We start from the raw sequence: 18,912 nt of genomic DNA on the forward strand, positions 1-18,912 counted from the left end.
GCGTGCTCGCCGGTCCCGCAACCAATCTCCAGCACGGCCCCATGTGTTGGAAGGACACGTTTTAGGACCGCGAGGATCGGCGCCGAATTTCGCGCTACGGAAGGCGAGAACATGCGGTGGTCGGCACTTACCTCGCGCTGTTCCAGCGCAACAGGCGGCCGGTCATCCCTTTCCGTGGGCATGGGTCTCGATTCCTCTAAGCGATGTCCCTCACCTTATAGGTGAAGTGATGGGACCGAAACCAAGGATTTCGGACTCCGAAGGGCGCGCTGGAAAGTATGCGTTCGGCCGAGGGCAACCTAACGTCCACTTCGCGTCAGACCACGCCCCGCCAGGCTCAAGGTCTGCTTTTAAAACTCGCAGCACGAAAGCCGACCGACGCCTTTCGGCCCCAATTAAGACGCTCGGATCGCACTGGCCAATTATCCTGACGCTTCCTGGGCGTTCAGACTAAGGGCATTCACTCGAACTCTCCACCCGACTGAGACGACGGAAGTCGGCAACATGCGCCCAGTCCGGATACCTCCAAATCCCTCGCCTTGATAGGAATCGAACCTGAAACCCACCTCATATCGCTAAGCAGTAGCGGTGTTCCTCTTGCATCTGCGCAGCACGTCCTGGATTCAGTGTAGAGACCAGCAGCCTTGATGAGCATGGCAACTATGCGCCAAAAGCGGAAACTGGGATATGCGGCGAGGATGTCCGCTCTGCCATTCCGGCCGAAGCGCCATTCGCAGGTGTCACATCAATCATCCGAGACGTTCCCCTAGCTCCGGCATTCTGCCCGCTGGCCGTCAACCGGCAAGAAGAAGCGCTTTCGCTCGCAGGGCGTCAGGTCGCGCACTACGATGCTATGGGCAAAAGCGATCAGGTCCCCAGTTGACGGAAAAACCCGAATGATCTGTATCTTTCGGTATGCGGAAGCGACTGCGATCTCGGTTCCATCAGAGTTAAAGGCTGGCCGCATTGCACTTGGTTCCGCGTCCGTTGCATCCGGCTGATTGGCAAGGAGCATCACCTGACGGCCCGAATCCACGTCCCACAGTCTCACCGTGTGGTCTTCAAAAGAAGCCGTTGCAACGAATGAGCCATTCCGGCTGAATGCGGCGTAGTTCAGCCCACCATCGTGCCCTTTGAGGATATGCCGCTCCGCTCCATCGGGAACATTCCAAATGCGGGCCGTACCATCGCGCGAAGCGGTCACGATCGATCGGCCATCCTGACTGAATGCGATATCTGTCAACCCATCGCCATGGCCTCTCAACGTGGCGACGACGCTGCCGTCCGTGGTGGACCAGACCCGGGCGGTCCCATCCAGCGAGCTGGTCGCAGCCAGACCACCGTCGGGACTGAAGGCGGCCGCCGAGATTCGCTTCTGATGCCCGGCCAGAATTTCCAACTCGGTTCCGTCCGTCCTCCACAGCCGCGCCGTGTTGTCTGTCAACGCTGTGATCACAAGCTTGCCATCGGGGCTGAACAGAACCTTCCGCAAGTTCCCGCTTGCCGTCAGAACGGCCACTTCGGCACCTGTCGACGTGTTCCAGAGCCGCGCCGTTCCATCCGCGGACGCCGATGCCAGCAGGTCGCCGCGAGGGCTGAACTGAATATAGACGACAGCCGTGCCGTTATCGGCCAAACGACGTGCCGCGCGCCCGCTCTCCGCGTCCCAAAGCGTAATACGGCCGTACGAAGAAGCGGTCGCAACGACGCGGCCATCCGGGCTGAAGGTTCCGTACTCGACCGCCTCGCCATCGGTTTCAAGTCTCGTGAGCTCGCGGCCGCTCGCGACATCCCAGATGCGAGCGATGGTATCCCCCGTCATGACGCGCTTTCCATCCGGGCTGAATACAGCAAATGTCGGTCGGTGTTGGTGTCTTAAGGTAGTTGCCAGGACGCCATCGATGTCCCACAGTCGGGCCGTGCCGTCGAACGAGGCGGTAAGGAGACCACTACCGTCGGGACGGAAAGCCACGTGCGCGACCGGCCCACGATGTCCTCTGATAGTCGCAAATTCAGTGCCGCTCTCAACATCCCATATGCGGACCGCATTCTCCTTTGAAGCGGTGGCGAGGAGCCGGTCGTCAGGGCTGAATGCGCAATTCATCTTCTGGTCGCCATCCGCGGCTTGGAAAGCAGACAGCTTAAGCCCACCGGTTTCCTGCCCCAGCGCGCGACGCATATTGCCGGACATGCCATCCCATAAGCGCGCCGTGCCGTCGAGGGATACCGTCGCAATATAGCGGCCGTCATGGCTGAAGGTGCCACCCTGGATATCGCTCGTGTGACCGAGAAGTGACGCAATCAGGGTTCCGCTCGGCACATCCCAAAGGCGGGACGTCATGGTCCATGTTATTGTGCCCCATGAGGCTGCCAGGATCTTGCTGCCATCGGGACTGAATACGACTTCATCGGGCCAAAACTGGTTGTCCAGTCTCCTGATTAACTGACGGCTCTCAACGCTCCAGATGCGAACAGAACGTTCATGTCCGTTGCCGGCCGCGACACTCAGACCATCAGGGCTGAACGCAGCTGACGTTGTCCCGAAGCTCTCAGCGATTTCAGTTCTTCCCCCCGTCTGTGTATCCCAGATAGTCAAAGCTCCTTGATCCGATCCGGTGAGCACCCGCGTGCCGGCAGGGCTGAACATCGCGGTGTGAACGTGGCCAGGCTGGGGAAGGACGAAGATCTGCTTACCCGCCGCGACGTCCCAGACTCGCGCCGTGCCGTCGCGGCTGGCCGTCACGACAAGACTGCCGTCCGGATTGAAGGAAGTGCTTTCGACCGCGTCCTCGTGGCCTCTCAAGACCGCAATTTCCGTCCCGTTTACAACGTTCCAGATGCGCGCGGTCCGGTCGTAAGACGACGTGACGATACGGTCTCCGCCTGCATTGAAAGCGGCATATGTCACGCCAGCATCATGGCGGAAGATCATGGTCTGCTGGTGCTGGAACAGCGCCTGGTAAAGGGCAAATTCCGCTTCTTTCACATAGGGCCGTTCCGGGGCAGCAGCGTCCTTCGGTAACGCCTCCAGCGCCAGCAGAATGGCGGCTTCGGTGTCGCCGGTCGCAGCGGTCTGCTGAGAAAGAAACGAGAGGGAAAGGGATTGATTGCGGAGCGCCTGGTTGCGCGCCTCAATGGCCTTCCGCTCAGCTGCACGGGCTTGGTCTGCATTGACTTGAGCCACCATAGCCTGTCGTCTCGCCTCGTGTTGCCCATGGAATCCGGCGATCGCACCAGCACCGGCGATGAGGCCCAAACTTAGCGCAATGATGGCTGCGTAACGCGTACGCCGCGCGAGGCGTATCGCGGCCTCGGCCGCCAAGCTTCGACGTTCAGCCTCACTTTCCAATCGCTCTCGCTTCGTGTCCTCTTCCGCCTCTATGCGCATGCGCTCAACTTGGCGCTCTTTTTCCAGCCTGGTCTGGTGCATCTGCAACGAGGCTTCGACGTAGGCGACGATCTCGTCTTCGACCTCGTCACGTCTCGACAGAAGTTCTTCGCCCTCTGCTAACCGCTTGCCGGGGGGCAGCAGAAGGTCTGGGTTCTTGTTGTCAAAAAGCCATAGGCGAGCATCCGCCTGCACGCGCGCACGTGTCTCGAGAAAATTCCGGTTCGCATGCGCAATGTCCCGCGCCCGCGGCCAGCGAGTGAGAAGCGCTTCATGTGTTACGCGCACAACTGCATCGCCCGCAGGATTTTCGTCGCTGACCAGGAGCCGGGCGGCCATCATAGCGTTGACGAGAACGATTTGCGCCGGCCGGCCGCTCCATTGCGAGAGCGGGGCAGGACGCGCCGTGATCGCCTCTTCGCCGAGGCGTACTGTAGTCAGAGCGGTGAGCACGGCGGGCAAGGCATCCTGTACGTCAGGGGGAAGCGACCCGACTACCTCGTCGGCGCGACGTGCAATCGCGCCTTCAAGGCCGCCAAACGCTCTATACGCCGCGAATGTGAGCAGACGGCGCTCTCGGCCTGCCTGGAAGAGCGCTTCCAGCATGAATTCAAGAAGGGGCAATGATCTGGCATCTGCAACCGCTGCCTCCTGCAGCACGTCCTCTAGCCGCCCCTGATCTGCGGCCTCCTCAAAACGCAAACCGGCTGCGCGTGCCGGCTCGCGGATGATCTGAGCGATTTCCGGGCCAGTCGGGGGCAACAGTTCATAGCTGCTGAGCCCATCTTTCAGCGTCCAGAAGCCGGGAACCTCGCTGCATCGGTGAAAAAAATCAGAACGGATCGTGCCAATCACCCAAACGAACCCGCTTCCTGCAAACGTCGCGAGCGCTCTCACCAGTTCCGCCTGGGACATCGGCTCCGCCTCTGTCGTGAACAACTCCTCCATTTGATCTAAAGCGACCACCAACCGCGCCTGCGCAGTGGGGTGCGCAGGCGTAGCAGCTTTGGCGAGTGCGGCGCGGATCATCCCAAGGGCGCGGTCGGGTGCGCTACGAAGGTACTGCGTCAAATCCGTCACGGTTGTCTCTTGTGCCAGTTCCGGCAACGCATCTTCACGAAGCAATGCAGCGGCCAATGACGCGGTCGCGTCGGTTCCTTCTGACGGCCGGAACAGGCAACGCCGCCACAAGGTGATGCCCGCCACCGTGCCAGGTCGTGTGATCCTAGGGAGTAGCCCGGCACGCAGGAGAGAGGATTTGCCTGAGCCGCTCATTCCATAGATCAGCAAGAAAGACTTGCCGTTCGCCGCTAGCTGTTCCAGCCGGTCGATGCAGAGGCCGATTGCGTGTGTACGGCCGAAAAAGAGATCGGCGTGTTCGAACTCAAAGGCGTCAAGACCACGGAATGGTGACTTGATACGCTCCTCCGACACAAGAGGCACACGATAAGCACGCACCGGCCGAGCGATGTTCTTCACCTTGTGCTCACCAAAGTCCACAAAATCCAGGGCGAGCCGATCACGAACCTGGACATGGATCGTCTCGGAGACGCATACCCCGCCGGCCGGCGCAAGCGCCTCCAAGCGGGCAGCGACGTTTACTCCGTCGCCCAGAAGATTGTCGCCGTCCGCCACCACGTCACCGAGGTTGATGCCAATGCGAAATCGCATACGGCTTGGCTCGGGCAAGTTGGTGTTCCGGCTGTCGATCTCAAGTTGGATTTCGGTGGCGCAGCGCACTGCCTCGACGGGGCTCGCAAACTCCGCGAGAACACTGTCGCCAGCGCTCCCGAAGATGCGGCCTTCATGACATGCGATCAGGCCATCAATGATCTCACGATAAGCCTTCAAGGTGGCAATGGTAAGCTCTTCATCCTGGCCGGTCAGCCGACTATAACCAGCCACGTCGGCCACTACGATGGCTGCTAATCTTCGCCGAAGGTCCATGGCCGATGCCTGCTCTCCGCCAAATATCTTGTCACATTTTACGGCTGTGTGGGGAGAGTGTCCAAACAAAGCCTCAGGACCACGCCTCCCGGATCAGTCCTGGAGTCTTGCGGCGACATCCACGCCGTCGCCATAGCAATAATAAGGGCCGGTCGCGGTTGCGACCGACCCTCGATAGACGAACTCTGTGCTTGGCGATCAGGTCGCGGCGGCCTTGAATGCTGCCGTTGCCTTGGCAACCGGCGCTTCGTAGGGCTTGTAGGCATCCTTGGCGAGATCAGCGTACATTTCGCCGATCTTCGTAGCCTCGGCTACAAAGCCTTCGTAGCTCGACTTGATGTAGTTGGTCTGCAGCTCGAATGCAGCTTCGACACTCTTGATGCCCGAGAGCTTCTCGACGTGCGCAACGCTGTCTTCGAAGGACTTCTTGGAAAAATCAGCAGCTTCAGTCGCGATTGCCTGGAGACCCTTGGTCCAAGCGGAATAGCTCTTTACAGCCACGTCAATGGCTTCTTTGCTCTTCTTGTTTGCATCATCGAAGTTGAACATCCGGTGTCTCCTTAGTGACGGCCTGATCTGGAGGCTTCAGTTTATGTGCACTGCACAAAAAGTCAAGACGAGTGTGCGACGCAATAAAATACAACGGATGCAACAACTTGATGAAAAAACGCCGGGAAGCGCAAAATTTCTGTCGTTCCCTGCTGATCAGGCAAGATGAAATCTGCGAGCAATTGCCCAACACGAAAGCAACGCTTCGCCGAAAACAATAAGCCCCGAAAATCGCTGGGATTTTCGGGGCTCGCTACTTTGTCGTCCGTCGACAGGACTTAGAGGTCGATGTCGAGGATCGCCATGGAGAAGTTGTAGGAAAGCTCACCGTCTTCCTCGTCGCGGAAAACAACACCGAGGAACTCGTCACCGAGATAGACTTCAGCGGACTCGTCCTTCTTCGGGCGAGCCTTGACGACCATCTGCTGATTGAAGGTGCGCTTGAAATAGGCTTCAAGCTTGCGGATTTCTTCGGGCTTCAAAATACGTCTCCGTAGCCATTTATCTGTGCGGCGCTTCTCGCACGCTGCATCGCCGGGTGTAAACCCCTCGAAAGAGGCTTACGCACCGGTTCCCCTATGTTCAGATATCGAAGCTGCTCAGGATCTGGTCCATCTGACGCGACGGCTCGGAGCAGCCGGCCTCGCCCACCACCTTGGCCGGCACGCCTGCCACCGTCGACTTAGGCGGCACCGGCTTCAACACGACCGAGCCGGCAGCGATGCGCGAGCAGTGGCCGATGTGGATATTGCCGAGGATCTTGGCGCCGGCACCGATCAGGACGCCGTCGGCGATCTTCGGGTGGCGGTCGCTGCCTTCCTTGCCCGTGCCGCCGAGCGTCACGCCGTGCAGGATGGAGACATTGTCACCGATCACAGCCGTCTCGCCGACGACCAGGCCGGTAGCGTGATCAAGGAAGATGCCGCGCCCGATACGGGCGGCCGGGTTGATATCGGTCTGGAAGACGCTCGATGCGCGGCTCTGCAGATAGAACGCAAAGTCCCGGCGGCCGCGCTTCAACAGCCAATGGGCCAGACGATGCGTCTGGATGGCATGGAAACCCTTGAAATAGAGCACCGGCTCGATGAAGCGGGTGCAGGCGGGATCGCGGTCATAGACGGCCTGGATGTCGACGCGCAGAATGGTGCCCCATTCCGGCCAATCCTCAAGCATCTCCGAGAAAGTCTGCCGCAACAGGTTGGCCTGAAGATCGGGATGATCGAGCCTTTCGCAGATGCGATAGATCACGCTTTCTTCGAGCGAATGCTGGTTGACCACCGTCGAATACAGGAAGGCCGCCAGCATCGGGTCCTGCTCGGCCGCCACACGGGCTTCCTCACGCAGGCTGTTCCAGATCGGGTCCATCACCTTCAGCGCTTCCGTCTGGCGAAGTTCGGTCTTGGCGACCATCGTCGCTCTCCTTCCTGTCCGTCCTACAGTTACTATAGGGGAAATCCGGCATGACTTAAATGGCCCGCCCTCAGTTCCACCCTCGGTCGAGCAACTCAGAAGCGGGCAAGCGTCGGGTGCTCCCCGCGTTCGTCACACTCGATGGTCTAGGCGCGCCCTGCTTCCTCGAGGAACTCGAGAACGGCCTTCTTGAAAACGCGATCACCCACGGCGAGCATATGGTCCCGCCCCGGAATATCAAGCGCACGCGCGTTCGGCATCAACTCCGCCAGTTCCTGCGGCGAGCCGGCAATGTCGTCCTTGGTCCCGACACCGATGAGGGTCGGCACGTCGATGCGTGCCATGTCCTCGGCGGTCAATAGATCGCGGGATGTCGAGATACAGGCTGCGAGCGCCTGCCTGTCGCTTTTGGTCTGGTCGGCGAAGGCGCGGAACATGCGGCCGCGCGCGTGGGTTACCACATCAAGAGACGGCGCCGCCAAGGCGTCGGCGATCGGGTCCCAATCCCCTACCCCCGTCACCATGCCGATGCCCAGGCCGCCAAAGACCAGCGAGCGCACGCGGTGGGGGTGTGCGAGCGCCAGGAAGGCAGAGATGCGCGCACCCATCGAGTAGCCCATCACATGCGCCTCGGCGATGCCGAGATGCCCGAGCAGCGCTACGGCGTCGCCGGCCATCTGCTGCGGGTGATAAAGTGCTGGATCGTAGGGCTTGCTGCTCTTGCCGTGGCCGCGGTTGTCGAGCGCAATCACACGATAGCCGGCGTCACCGAGCGTCTTCAGCCAGCCCGGAAAAACCCAGTTGACGTTGGCGCTCGAGGCAAACCCGTGGATGAGAAGGATGGGCGCGCCGGCTGGATCGCCCTCGTCGAAAAAGGCGATCTCCAGGCCTTCATGGGAAAAATGGGAAAACGGCGGCGGGGTGAGATCCATCTTTATCATCCTAGGGGGTATCGATCCGGCGCAACCTAGTTCGTCGCCAGGACGAGTGAAACCCCGCCCCGGCAAAAACCACAGCTGCGGCGTGTTTGCCGCTACACTTTTGCAGCAAAGCTCACTATGGTGCGCCAACTTTAGAGACTAGCATTCATCGGAGCATGACATGGCCGGCCACAGCATCCCGCACTTCCAGAACGACGGCGGACATCAGGCAATCGAAATCGGCGTCAAGGAATTCATGTGCACCGGCGCGTCCATTCCGTACGATCACCCGCATATCTTCATCGATATGGGCGACGACAACGAGAAGGTCTGCTCCTACTGCTCCACGCTCTACCGCTACAATCCGAAGCTGAAGGCGACGGAAACCAACCCGCCCGGCTGCCTCTTCGCCCACAAAGCCGCCTGATAGGCCACGATGTCGCGCCCCGTCGCGATCGTCGGTGCCGGTATCGGTGGGCTCGCGGCCGCCTTGTGCCTCGCCCGTCGAGGCTTTGAAGTCGACATTATCGAGCGGGCAACAGCGCTGACCGAGGTCGGCGCCGGTCTGCAATTGTCGCCGAATGCCTCACGCATCCTCATCAAGCTCGGCCTCCTCCCGGCGCTCGAATTCTACTGGAGCGAGCCCGAACGCATCGGCCTGGTCGACGGCGTATCGCTAAGTCCCCTCGCCAGCGTATCGGCTGGCGCGTTTGCGCGGCGTCGCTGGCAGGCACCCTACGCCGTCATGCACCGCGCGAGCCTGCAGAAAGTCCTGCTTTCCGCCGTCGAGGCAGAGCCTCGCTGCCGCTTGCAGCTCGGATGCCATATCGACAATCCTGATGAGCAGACGATCATAAAGCTGATGGGGCGCCGCCCGGAGGTCATGATCGGTGCCGACGGGATCTGGTCACGATTGCGCAACAACGTTCCCGGGGCCGGCCGCGTACGGTTTTCAGGCAATGTCGCCTGGCGCATGACGGTCGCTCGCGACACGGCCGCCGGCCTTCTCAAGCCGAACCAGGTGACGGCATTCCTAGGCGCTCGCGCCCATCTCGTCGCCTACCCGTTGAGGGAATTTCACGGTTTCAATCTCGTCGCGATCATCGAGGGCAAGGAGACCGACGGAGTCTGGGCCGGCAAGGATTCAGACAAGCGCCGTCAGGATTACCTGAACGCTTTCTCCGGCTGGAACGCCGGCATCCGCTCGCTGCTCGAAAAGGCTGAAGCGCCCACCTATTGGCCCTTGTGCACGGTGGATGACGGAGCCTGGCAGGACGGGCGAAAGACGGTGCTGATTGGCGATGCGGCCCATGCGATGACGCCATTTGCGGCGCAGGGTGCAGCGATGGCGATCGAGGATGCCTTCGAACTTTCGGATTGCCTGGCGACCGGCGCCGATGTCCCGAAGGCGCTGGCAGCATTCGAAGCGACGCGCCGACCGCGCATCGCCCGGGTCCGCCGCCGTGCAGCATTCAATCACTTCGCTTACCACGTCCGGGGGCCGCTGCGCCTCGGCCGCGACATCGTCCTGAAACTCAAGGGACCGGACGCGCTCGCGGCCGACCTCGACTGGCTCTACGGCTACGGCGCACAGCGCTGAGCGCGGGCGCGAAAATGTCTGGATATCAATGATCAATGGAGGCGAGGCGCCGCGAATGATCGCGGCGCCTCCATCCGTCAAACGGCGTTAGCCGCCGCCAATCCCGCTTCGATGTCGCGACGGATATCCGGCACGTCCTCAAGGCCGATCTGCAAGCGGATGACTGGCCCCTCGGTCGGCGCCAGGGCAACCTTGCGGTCCGAAAGACCGACTTGGAGCGCAAGGCTCTCGAAGCCGCCCCAGGAGTAGCCGAGACCGAACAGCTTCAGCGCGTCCAGGAAGGCATGCGCCTTGATCCTGAACCGATCAGGGGTTTCCGCTTTCAGGACGAAGGAGAAGATGCCGCTTGCGCCGGTAAAGTCGCGCTTCCAGAGTTCGTGGCCCGGGAAACTCGGCAGCGCCGGATGCAGAACACGCGCCACTTCGCCCCGCGTTTCGAGCCACCGCGCCAACGTGAGGGCGCTTTCCTGATGGCGTTCCAGACGGATGCCCATGGTTCTGAGACCACGCAGGATCTGGTAGCTGTCATCGGGAGAGACACAGACGCCAAGCGTCACCATTGCCTCCGTCAATTCCGGCCAATGGGCGGCATTCGCCGACACGGTGCCGAAGAGGACGTCCGAATGACCGGATGGATACTTGGTGGCCGCATGGATCGATACGTCGACACCATGGTCGAGCGGCTTGAAGTAAACCGGCGTCGCCCAGGTATTGTCCATGGTGACGACGCAGCCATGGCGATGCGCAGCATTCGCAATGGCGCGAATATCCTGCATTTCAAAAGTGTTCGATCCCGGAGCTTCGGTGTGCACCAGGCGCGTATTCGGACGGATGAGGTTTTCGATCCCGGCACCGATCATCGGATCGTAGTATTCGACGGTGACGCCAAGGCGCTTCAGCATCGTGTCACAGAAGTGGCGCGTCGGAAAATACACTGAATCGACGATCAGCGCGTGATCACCTGCCGAAAGATAGGCAAGGAACGGCACCGTCACCGCAGCCAGACCCGAGGGGACAAGGATCGTGCCGGCAGAACCTTCGAGCTCGTTGATCGCATCGCAGAGCGCATCCGTGGTCGGCGTTCCGCGCGTCCCGTAGGTATATTTCTGCGCACGCGTCTCCATCGTCTTCGCGTCGGGAAACAGCACGGTGGATGCACGCACCACCGGCGGATTGACGAAGCCGAAGTAATCGGAGGGATTGTTGCCGCTATGAGCGAGACGGGTGTTGATCCCCGTTTTGCCATTCACACTGCCGCTGTCTGCCATTGCAGGTTCCGCTTCTGATTTTCGAAAGAAGAACTCTTCGAATGAGCTACAACCGCGGTCAAGTGGCAAAAATCAAGGAGTGCGATTTTGGCCGCCGCCGAGCCGCTTCTGGTGATTTTTCGCCCAGAGTGTGCCCGTTACCCCCCAAATCTGCCTAACTTTCTGGCTTGTTTCGGGTTTTTCACATGCAAAACCAGAAAATCGGCGGCCTCTCTTGACCCTCATGGAATTTGAGCATGAGATAGTCTGTACTCGCGCCAGGAGGGTGGCGGAGACTGCACGCGCCAGGAGAGGCGCCGGTGCAGACGGGAACTAACGACAACAGAAAAAGGTTCTAAAAATGGCAAGAAGAATTCTGACAGCTCTCGTTGGCGCTGCTGTCTTGGGGATTGGCACACAGGCGGCTTCGGGCGCTACCCTTGATGACGTAAAGGCCAAGGGCTTTGTCCAGTGCGGCGTGAATACCGGCCTTGCCGGCTTCGCGGCACCGGATGCTTCGGGCAACTGGAGCGGTTTCGATGTTGACTACTGCAAGGCAATCGCCGCCGCGATCTTCGCGGATGGCAGCAAGGTAAAGTACACGCCCACTTCGGCCAAGGAACGCTTCCCGGCACTGCAGTCCGGTGAGGTCGATGTTCTGGCCCGTAACACCACCTGGACGATCAACCGCGACACCGCGCTCGGCTTCAACTTCCGCCCGGTCAACTATTATGACGGCCAGGGCTTCATGGTTCGCAAGAGCCTGAACGTCAAGTCGGCCCTCGAGCTTTCGGGCGCGGCCGTCTGCGTGCAGACCGGCACCACCACCGAACTCAACCTTGCCGACTACTTCAAGGCCAACAACCTGCAGTACAATCCGGTGGTCTTCGAAAAGCTCGAAGAAGTGAACGCCGCCTATGACGCCGGTCGTTGCGACGTCTACACCACCGACCAGTCGGGCCTCTATTCGCTGCGCCTGACGCTGTCGAAGCCCGACGATCACATGATCCTGCCGGAAATCATCTCGAAGGAGCCGCTTGGTCCGGCCGTTCGCCAGGGTGACGACCAGTGGTTCGATATCGTCAGCTGGGTGCACTACGCGCTGATCCAGGCCGAAGAATTCGGCATCACCCAGGCAAATGTCGAGGAAATGAAGAAGTCCACCAACCCGGACGTTCAGCGCTTCCTCGGCGTCGAAGCTGACAGCAAGATCGGCACCGACCTCGGCCTCACCAACGAATGGGCCGTGAACATCATCAAGGCCGTCGGCAATTACGGCGAAGTCTTCGATCGCAACATCGGCGCCGGCAGCCCGCTCAAGATCGAGCGCGGCCTCAACGCGCTGTGGAACAAGGGCGGCATCCAGTATGCCCCGCCGGTCCGCTAAGACGATCTGACACGACTGGGGGAAGCGGGCCACCGCTTCCCCTTCCCAACTATAAAAACACCCAAAAGGGTGAAAAGGGGAAAGAGGCATTGCATGGCGATTGGCGTCACAACTACGCCTGAGAAAAGCAAACCGTCGGGGTCGATCATCAACGATCCACAGGTCCGCGGCATCTTTTATCAGGTTATCACCCTCGTCGTTCTCGCAGCCTTCGTCTACTGGGTTGCCGACAACACGATGGAAAACCTCAAGCGGGCGAATATTGCTTCCGGCTACGACTTCCTAAGGGGACGCGCCGGCTTCGACGTCGGACAGTCTCTGATCGCATATACCAGCGATTCCACATACCAGCGTGCGCTGCTCGTCGGTTTGCTCAACACACTGCTCGTCGCGGTTTGCGGCATTTTCACCGCAACCGTGATCGGCTTTGCGGTCGGTATCGGCCGTCTGTCGCACAATTGGCTGATCGCCAAGCTGTCGCTCGCCTATGTCGAAGTGTTCCGCAACATCCCGCCGCTGCTGGTCATCTTCTTCTGGTACAGCGGCGTTCTGGCGATCCTGCCGCAACCGCGTGAATCGGCGGTGCTGCCGTTCAACATGTTCCTCAACAACCGCGGGCTCGCCTTCCCCAAACCGATTCTCGGTGACGGCTGGCAGTTCACGCTGTTCGCATTCGTCGTCGCGATCGTCATAAGCTTTGCCGTGGCACGCTACGCGCACAAGCAGCAGGACGCCACCGGGCAGCGCTTCCCGCTGCTGTGGACCGTGCTTGGGCTCGTCATCGGCCTGCCGCTGTTGACGTTCCTTGCGACCGGATCGCCGATCACCTTCGACATTCCCGTTGCCGGAAAGTTCAACCTCACGGGCGGCTCGGTGATCGGCCCGGAATTCCTGTCACTGTTCCTGGCGCTCTCGTTCTACAGCGCAGCCTTCATCGCCGAAATCGTACGCGCCGGCATTCGCGGCGTGTCCAAGGGGCAGACAGAGGCGGCCCATGCGCTCGGCGTCCGTCCGGGACTCACCACCCGTCTCGTGGTCATTCCGCAGGCGCTACGGATCATCATTCCGCCGCTCACCAGCCAGTATCTCAACCTGACCAAGAACTCGTCGCTCGCTGTCGCTATCGGCTATGCGGATCTGGTGGCCGTCGGCGGCACGATCCTCAACCAGACCGGTCAGTCGATCGAAGTCGTCACAATCTGGATCATCGTCTACTTGTCGCTGAGCCTCACGACGTCGCTGTTCATGAACTGGTTCAATGCCCGCATGGCCCTGGTGGAGAGATAAGATCATGAACACACACCAGGGAACTTTCGTCCGCGGCTCGATGATCGAGGCGTCCTCACCGCCGGCAGCGGAAGGCGGCGTCGTCCACTGGCTGCGCGAAAACCTTTTCGCAACGCCGAAGGATGCGGTGCTCACCATCATCAGCGCGCTTGCGCTTGCTTGGTTCCTGCCGCCGGCAATCCAGTGGCTCTTTCTCGACGCCGCCTGGACCGGTGGTGGCCGCGGCGTCTGCGCGACGGTTGCGCAGGGCGGCACGCAGCCGGAAGGCTGGAGCGGTGCTTGCTGGGCCTTCGTAAACGCGAAGATCGATCAGTTCGTCTATGGACGCTACCCGCTCGATGAGCGTTGGCGGCCAACTTTGGTCGGCATCCTCTTCGTGCTTTTCCTCGTGCCGATGGCGATGCCGAAGGTACCTTACAAAAGCATCAATGCCGTGCTCTTGTTCGCGGTGTTGCCGTTGATCGCCCTGATCCTGCTTCCAGGCGGGTGGTTTGGCCTGACCTACGTCGAGACCCCGCTTTGGGGCGGCCTGATGGTGACACTGATTCTTTCCTTCGTCGGGATTACGGTGTCGCTACCCCTAGGGATCCTTCTGGCGCTCGGCCGGCGATCGCACATGCCTGTGATCAAGATGCTCTGCACCGCCTTCATCGAACTGGTGCGCGGTATTCCGCTGATCACCGTCCTGTTCATGGCAAGCGTCATGCTGCCCCTGTTCCTGCCGCAGGGCGTCACCTTCGACAAGTTCCTGCGCGCATTGATCGGCGTTTCGCTCTTCGCCTCGGCCTACATGGCCGAAGTGGTGCGCGGCGGGCTCCAGGCCATTCCGAAGGGGCAGTATGAAGGCGCGGACTCGCTCGGCCTCAGCTACTGGCAGAAGATGAACCTCATCGTTCTGCCGCAGGCGCTGAAGCTCGTGATCCCGGGCATCGTCAATACCTTTATCGGCCTCTTCAAGGACACGTCGCTGGTTTCGATTATCGGCATGTTCGACCTGCTCGGCATCGTTCGCTTCAACTTCACCGATGCGAACTGGGCCTCGGCAGTCACGCCGATCTCAGGGCTAATTTTCGCTGGCTTCATATTCTGGCTTTTCTGCTTCGGTATGTCGCGCTATTCAGGCTTCATGGAACGCGTGCTCGACACGGCCCATAAACGATAAAATGAGGGGAGGATCGCATGGCAAACACAGCCACTGCTTCCAAAATGACTGTTTCTGCGACGGATGTTGCTGTCGAAATCACCGGGATGAACAAATGGTACGGGGACTTCCACGTCCTTCGTGACATCAACCTGAAGGTCATGAAGGGCGAGCGCATCGTCATTGCCGGCCCGTCGGGCTCCGGCAAGTCCACGATGATCCGCTGCATCAACCGGCTGGAAGAACACCAGAAGGGCAAGATCGTCGTCGACGGCATCGAGCTCACCAATGATCTGAAGAAGATCGACGAAGTGCGTCGCGAAGTCGGCATGGTGTTCCAGCACTTCAACCTGTTCCCGCACCTGACGATCCTGGAAAACTGCACGCTTGCGCCGATCTGGGTGCGCAAGATGCCGAAGAAGCAGGCCGAAGAAATCGCGATGCACTTCCTGAAGCGCGTCAAGATCCCGGAGCAGGCGAACAAGTATCCGGGCCAGCTCTCGGGCGGTCAGCAGCAGCGCGTGGCGATCGCCCGCTCGCTGTGCATGAAGCCGAAGATCCTGCTGTTTGATGAGCCGACCTCGGCACTCGACCCGGAGATGGTCAAGGAAGTGCTCGACACCATGGTGAGCCTTGCCGAGGAAGGCATGACCATGCTGTGCGTGACCCACGAAATGGGCTTTGCCCGCCAGGTTGCCAACCGTGTGATCTTCATGGACCAGGGCCAGATCGTCGAGCAGAACTCGCCGGCCGAGTTCTTCGACAATCCGCAGCACGAGCGCACCAGGCTCTTCCTCAGCCAGATCCTGCACTGACCGAAGGCGTTGCGCCATTCGCGCGCCCGCGCCCGGTCCATATCGAAGCCCCGCTCGACGTCATCGTTACCCCGGCCGATCATTTGTCGGCCGAGGTCCGGCTGCGACCCGGCCGCCGCCATCGCGGAAAACCGCGACGCACCAGCCTCACCGACACCCTGTCGAATCGAGTCTCCTAGGTCGACGCTCGTTAAGTCAGAGCTTCGCCTTCGTCGACCGCGGCGTGGACAAAAGAAGGCTCGTCTCGCTGCCCATAATGCCGGGCACGAGACGGATCTTGCGCAGCACGGCATCGAAGTTGGCCAGGCTCGATGCGCTGAGTTCCACCAGCAAATCCCACCGGCCATTCGTCGTGTGAATCTGCGAGATTTCAGGAAAGCCGCCGAGCGTGCGGATCACCCGATCGGTCACATGGCCCTCGATCTCAACCATCATCACCCCACGAACGACATCTTCAAGCGCATCAGCGCGCAGCATCACCGTGTAGCCGAGGATGGTCCCGTCCTGCTCCATCCGCTCGATACGCGCCCGCACGGTCGCCCGCGAAGCACCCGTTTCCAGCGCGAGATCCGAAACACTTCGACGCCCATTGCCGCGCAACAACATCACGATCTTCTGGTCTAGAGCATCCATGCCAATTTGGATTCCGTTCTTATCAATCTGGTCAAAGTAGCATCTCGATATGCCAAAATTCAATGTTCAATCCGCCACCCAAGGCATCTAAAGTCATGAAAACAAACGGGAGTACATTATGGACTGCACGCTTATCGGCGCGCCCCTGCAAATCGGAGCGGGGCAGCTTGGCTGCGAGATGGGGCCGAGCGCCCTGCGCATCGCCGGCCTTCGCACGGCATTGGAAGAACTGGGCCATACGGTCAGGGACAATGGCAATCTCAGCCCACGTGCGTTCGATGAGATGCCGCATCCGAACAAGGCCGTCCATCACCTCGGCGAAACGGTCGCCTGGGTCGAAGCGCTATCGGCAGCTGCCTACGAGCACAGCAAGGCAGGCATGCCTATCTTCCTCGGCGGCGACCACGCCATCTCCGCGGGCACCGTTCCGGGTCTCGCACGCCGAGCCGCCGAACTCGGGCGGCCGCTCTTCGTTCTCTGGCTGGACGCCCATACCGACTTCCATACTCTCGAAACGACGGTCAGCGGCAACCTGCACGGCACGCCGGTCGCGTATTATACCGGCCAGGCCGGTTTCGATGGCTATTTCCCTGCGCTCACCCATCCCGTTGCGGCAGAAAACGTCTGCATGATCGGTATCCGCAGCGTTGACACCGCAGAAAAGGCCGCCATCCGCACCACCGGCATCACGGTGCACGACATGCGCGTGATCGATGAGCATGGCGTGGCCGTCCTCGTCCGCAATTTCATCGAGCAGGTCCGCGCCGCAAACGGCCTCCTGCATGTCAGCTTCGATGTCGACTTCCTCGAGCCGGACATCGCGCCGGCCGTTGGCACCACGGTGCCGGGCGGAGCAACCTTCCGCGAGGCGCACCTGATCATGGAGATGCTGCATGACAGCGGCCTGGTGACCAGCCTCGACGTCGTCGAGCTCAATCCGTTCCTCGACGAGCGCGGCAAGACCGCACGGCTGCTCGTCGATCTCGTCGCCAGCCTGATGGGCAAGCGGGTGATGGATCGCCCGACTGTAACTGGCTGATTTCGAATGTTCTTTGGTTGGAGGAAAAATGAATACTGATCCGAAACTGAACGTGGTTCCGTTCGTAAGCGTCGACCACATGATGAAACTGGTTCTGAAGGTCGGCATCGACCGGTTCCTGACGGACCTGGCGGCCACCATCGAGGAGGACTTCCGTCGCTGGCCGGTCTTTGACAAGACCCCGCGCGTCGCCTCCCATTCGCAGGAAGGTGTCATCGAGCTGATGCCGACCAGCGACGGAACGCTCTACGGCTTCAAATATGTCAACGGTCATCCGAAGAACACGCGCGACGGCCGCCAGACCGTGACGGCCTTCGGTGTGCTCTCGGATGTCGGCAACGGCTATCCGATGCTGCTCACCGAAATGACGATCCTTACCGCGCTGCGCACCGCCGCAACGTCGGCGGTCGCTGCAAAATACCTGGCGCGGCCGAACGCCCGCACCATGGCCATCATCGGCAATGGCGCACAGAGCGAATTCCAGGCCCGCGCCTTCAAGTCGCTGCTCGGCATCGACAAGCTTCGCCTCTACGACATCGACGCCTCCGCCACCCGGAAATGCGCGCGCAACCTCGCGGGCCTCGGCTTCACCATTGAGGAATGCACGTCGGTCGAAGAGGCGGTCGAGGGCGCGGACATCATCACCACGGTCACCGCCGACAAGCAGTACGCGACGATCCTCTCGGACAACCATGTCGGCCCCGGTGTCCACATCAACGCGGTGGGCGGCGACTGCCCCGGCAAGACCGAACTTAGCAAGGACATTCTGCTGCGCTCGGACATCTTCGTCGAATATCCGCCGCAGACGCGCATCGAAGGCGAAATCCAGCAGCTGCCGGCCGAGCACCCCGTCATCGAACTCTGGCAGGTCATGACCGGCGAGACGGACGGCCGCAAGAGCCCGGATCAGATCACGCTCTTCGACAGCGTCGGTTTCGCCATCGAGGACTTCTCCGCCCTTCGCTACGTCCGGGCGCAGATTGCCGAACATGGCATGTTCACAGAACTCGATCTCCTCGCTGACCCCGACGAGCCGCGCGACCTCTACGGCATGCTGCTTCGCTGCGAAAAGAAGCTTAGCGCCGCCTGACATTGCCGATGAAAATGCCGCCGCCCATTTGCCCAGGAGGTGAACGGGCGGCTGTGCGCCGGCCCTCGACCGCACGGAGAAGGCGGGCCGCAACAAACGCCGCGGCCGATGAGGGTGTCGAAGGCGGCATACCTCCCCAATGGGGCAGAGCGGAGCAGGTCGATCCTCAGAAACGTGAGATTCAAGTCAGGGTTCAAGCACCGCCCCCTTCAGACCGTACAGCGAAGCCGGCGAGAACAGCACTCCGACTGAACGTACACGCGGGACTGTTACCCCAGTTTCGCGGTCGCAATACCTTGATCCAAGAGCCAGCTTCTCAAGATCGCAACCTCTGGCCGCGCAAGACTGGCGTCAGGTGTCATGATGACATAGGGCTGCCTAATCGGCAGCGATATCCCGAAGGCATCGACCAGCCGCCCGGTACAAAGCTCGGTCTCGACGAGGAAATCTGGAACTAGA

At 60.7% G+C, this 18,912-nt stretch carries 16 protein-coding genes and 1 pseudogene; 8 read left to right on the forward strand and 9 right to left on the reverse strand.

Annotated features, from left to right (window positions below):
- From I8N66_RS27995 to I8N66_RS28020, 6 genes are all read right to left on the reverse strand, one after another.
- Nucleotides 1–182: DUF938 domain-containing protein (locus I8N66_RS27995; protein ID WP_291160909.1), on the reverse strand; the 182-nt coding region annotated here is incomplete at its 3' end.
- 584 nt (nt 183–766) lie between these two features.
- Nucleotides 767–5,302, reverse strand: coding sequence for an AAA family ATPase (locus I8N66_RS28000; RefSeq protein WP_291160913.1), 4,536 nt, complete (start codon nt 5,300–5,302; stop codon nt 767–769).
- A gap of 231 nt (nt 5,303–5,533) precedes the next feature.
- Complete coding sequence (locus I8N66_RS28005) at nt 5,534–5,884, reverse strand: phasin family protein (protein ID WP_291160916.1); 351 nt, start codon at nt 5,882–5,884, stop codon at nt 5,534–5,536.
- Between the two features lie 278 nt (nt 5,885–6,162).
- Nucleotides 6,163–6,366 carry a DUF3126 family protein gene (locus tag I8N66_RS28010; RefSeq protein WP_034796738.1) on the reverse strand — a complete coding sequence of 68 codons (204 nt, stop codon included), beginning with the start codon at nt 6,364–6,366 and terminating at the stop codon, nt 6,163–6,165.
- 100 nt (nt 6,367–6,466) lie between these two features.
- Nucleotides 6,467–7,294 (reverse strand): serine O-acetyltransferase, encoded by an 828-nt coding sequence (gene cysE / locus I8N66_RS28015; RefSeq protein ID WP_113537658.1) that lies wholly within the window; start codon nt 7,292–7,294, stop codon nt 6,467–6,469.
- A gap of 146 nt (nt 7,295–7,440) precedes the next feature.
- A complete protein-coding gene (locus I8N66_RS28020) occupies nt 7,441–8,226 on the reverse strand; it encodes an alpha/beta hydrolase (protein WP_291160922.1) in 786 nt (261 codons plus the stop codon).
- A gap of 169 nt (nt 8,227–8,395) precedes the next feature.
- Between I8N66_RS28020 and I8N66_RS28025 the strand changes: the two genes are divergently transcribed.
- Nucleotides 8,396–8,641 carry a zinc-finger domain-containing protein gene (locus I8N66_RS28025; protein ID WP_057255736.1) on the forward strand — a complete coding sequence of 82 codons (246 nt, stop codon included), beginning with the start codon at nt 8,396–8,398 and terminating at the stop codon, nt 8,639–8,641.
- 9 nt (nt 8,642–8,650) lie between these two features.
- The gene (locus I8N66_RS28030) at nt 8,651–9,814 is read left to right on the forward strand and encodes an FAD-dependent monooxygenase (protein WP_291160927.1); all 1,164 of its coding nucleotides are present in this window, start codon (nt 8,651–8,653) and stop codon (nt 9,812–9,814) included.
- A gap of 77 nt (nt 9,815–9,891) precedes the next feature.
- On the opposite strand, the gene I8N66_RS28035 is transcribed toward I8N66_RS28030, so the two are convergent.
- Entirely contained in the window at nt 9,892–11,082 is a 1,191-nt protein-coding gene (locus I8N66_RS28035; RefSeq protein ID WP_291160930.1) for a cystathionine beta-lyase, read from the reverse strand.
- A 340-nt stretch (nt 11,083–11,422) separates the two neighbouring features.
- Between I8N66_RS28035 and I8N66_RS28040 the strand changes: the two genes are divergently transcribed.
- The 4 genes from I8N66_RS28040 to I8N66_RS28055 all read left to right on the forward strand — a co-directional run bounded on the left by I8N66_RS28040 (nt 11,423) and on the right by I8N66_RS28055 (nt 15,691).
- Complete coding sequence (locus I8N66_RS28040) at nt 11,423–12,448, forward strand: amino acid ABC transporter substrate-binding protein (RefSeq protein ID WP_113537662.1); 1,026 nt, start codon at nt 11,423–11,425, stop codon at nt 12,446–12,448.
- A 93-nt stretch (nt 12,449–12,541) separates the two neighbouring features.
- Complete coding sequence (locus I8N66_RS28045) at nt 12,542–13,735, forward strand: amino acid ABC transporter permease (protein ID WP_291160934.1); 1,194 nt, start codon at nt 12,542–12,544, stop codon at nt 13,733–13,735.
- A gap of 4 nt (nt 13,736–13,739) precedes the next feature.
- Nucleotides 13,740–14,897 carry an amino acid ABC transporter permease gene (locus I8N66_RS28050; protein ID WP_113537664.1) on the forward strand — a complete coding sequence of 386 codons (1,158 nt, stop codon included), beginning with the start codon at nt 13,740–13,742 and terminating at the stop codon, nt 14,895–14,897.
- Between the two features lie 17 nt (nt 14,898–14,914).
- Complete coding sequence (locus I8N66_RS28055; RefSeq protein ID WP_291160937.1) at nt 14,915–15,691, forward strand: amino acid ABC transporter ATP-binding protein; 777 nt, start codon at nt 14,915–14,917, stop codon at nt 15,689–15,691.
- Nucleotides 15,692–15,886: 195 nt separating this feature from the next.
- Here I8N66_RS28055 and I8N66_RS28060 read toward each other — a convergent pair whose 3' ends face one another.
- A complete protein-coding gene (locus tag I8N66_RS28060) occupies nt 15,887–16,324 on the reverse strand; it encodes an Lrp/AsnC family transcriptional regulator (RefSeq protein WP_113538609.1) in 438 nt (145 codons plus the stop codon).
- A 118-nt stretch (nt 16,325–16,442) separates the two neighbouring features.
- Here I8N66_RS28060 and rocF point away from each other — a divergent pair, with 118 nt between their 5' ends.
- Together rocF and ocd are read left to right on the forward strand one after the other, a co-directional pair.
- Nucleotides 16,443–17,363 carry an arginase gene (gene rocF, locus I8N66_RS28065; RefSeq protein ID WP_291160940.1) on the forward strand — a complete coding sequence of 307 codons (921 nt, stop codon included), beginning with the start codon at nt 16,443–16,445 and terminating at the stop codon, nt 17,361–17,363.
- 28 nt (nt 17,364–17,391) lie between these two features.
- Nucleotides 17,392–18,453, forward strand: a complete 1,062-nt coding sequence (gene ocd / locus I8N66_RS28070; protein ID WP_113538607.1) for an ornithine cyclodeaminase — start codon at nt 17,392–17,394, stop codon at nt 18,451–18,453.
- Between the two features lie 269 nt (nt 18,454–18,722).
- Here the strand turns inward: ocd and I8N66_RS28075 are convergent.
- Nucleotides 18,723–18,912: pseudogene (locus tag I8N66_RS28075) on the reverse strand (hypothetical protein); the annotation flags it as partial.

It is taken from the genome of Ensifer sp. SSB1 (genome assembly GCF_016652895.1).
In the GTDB taxonomy this organism is placed as follows: domain Bacteria; phylum Pseudomonadota; class Alphaproteobacteria; order Rhizobiales; family Rhizobiaceae; genus Ensifer.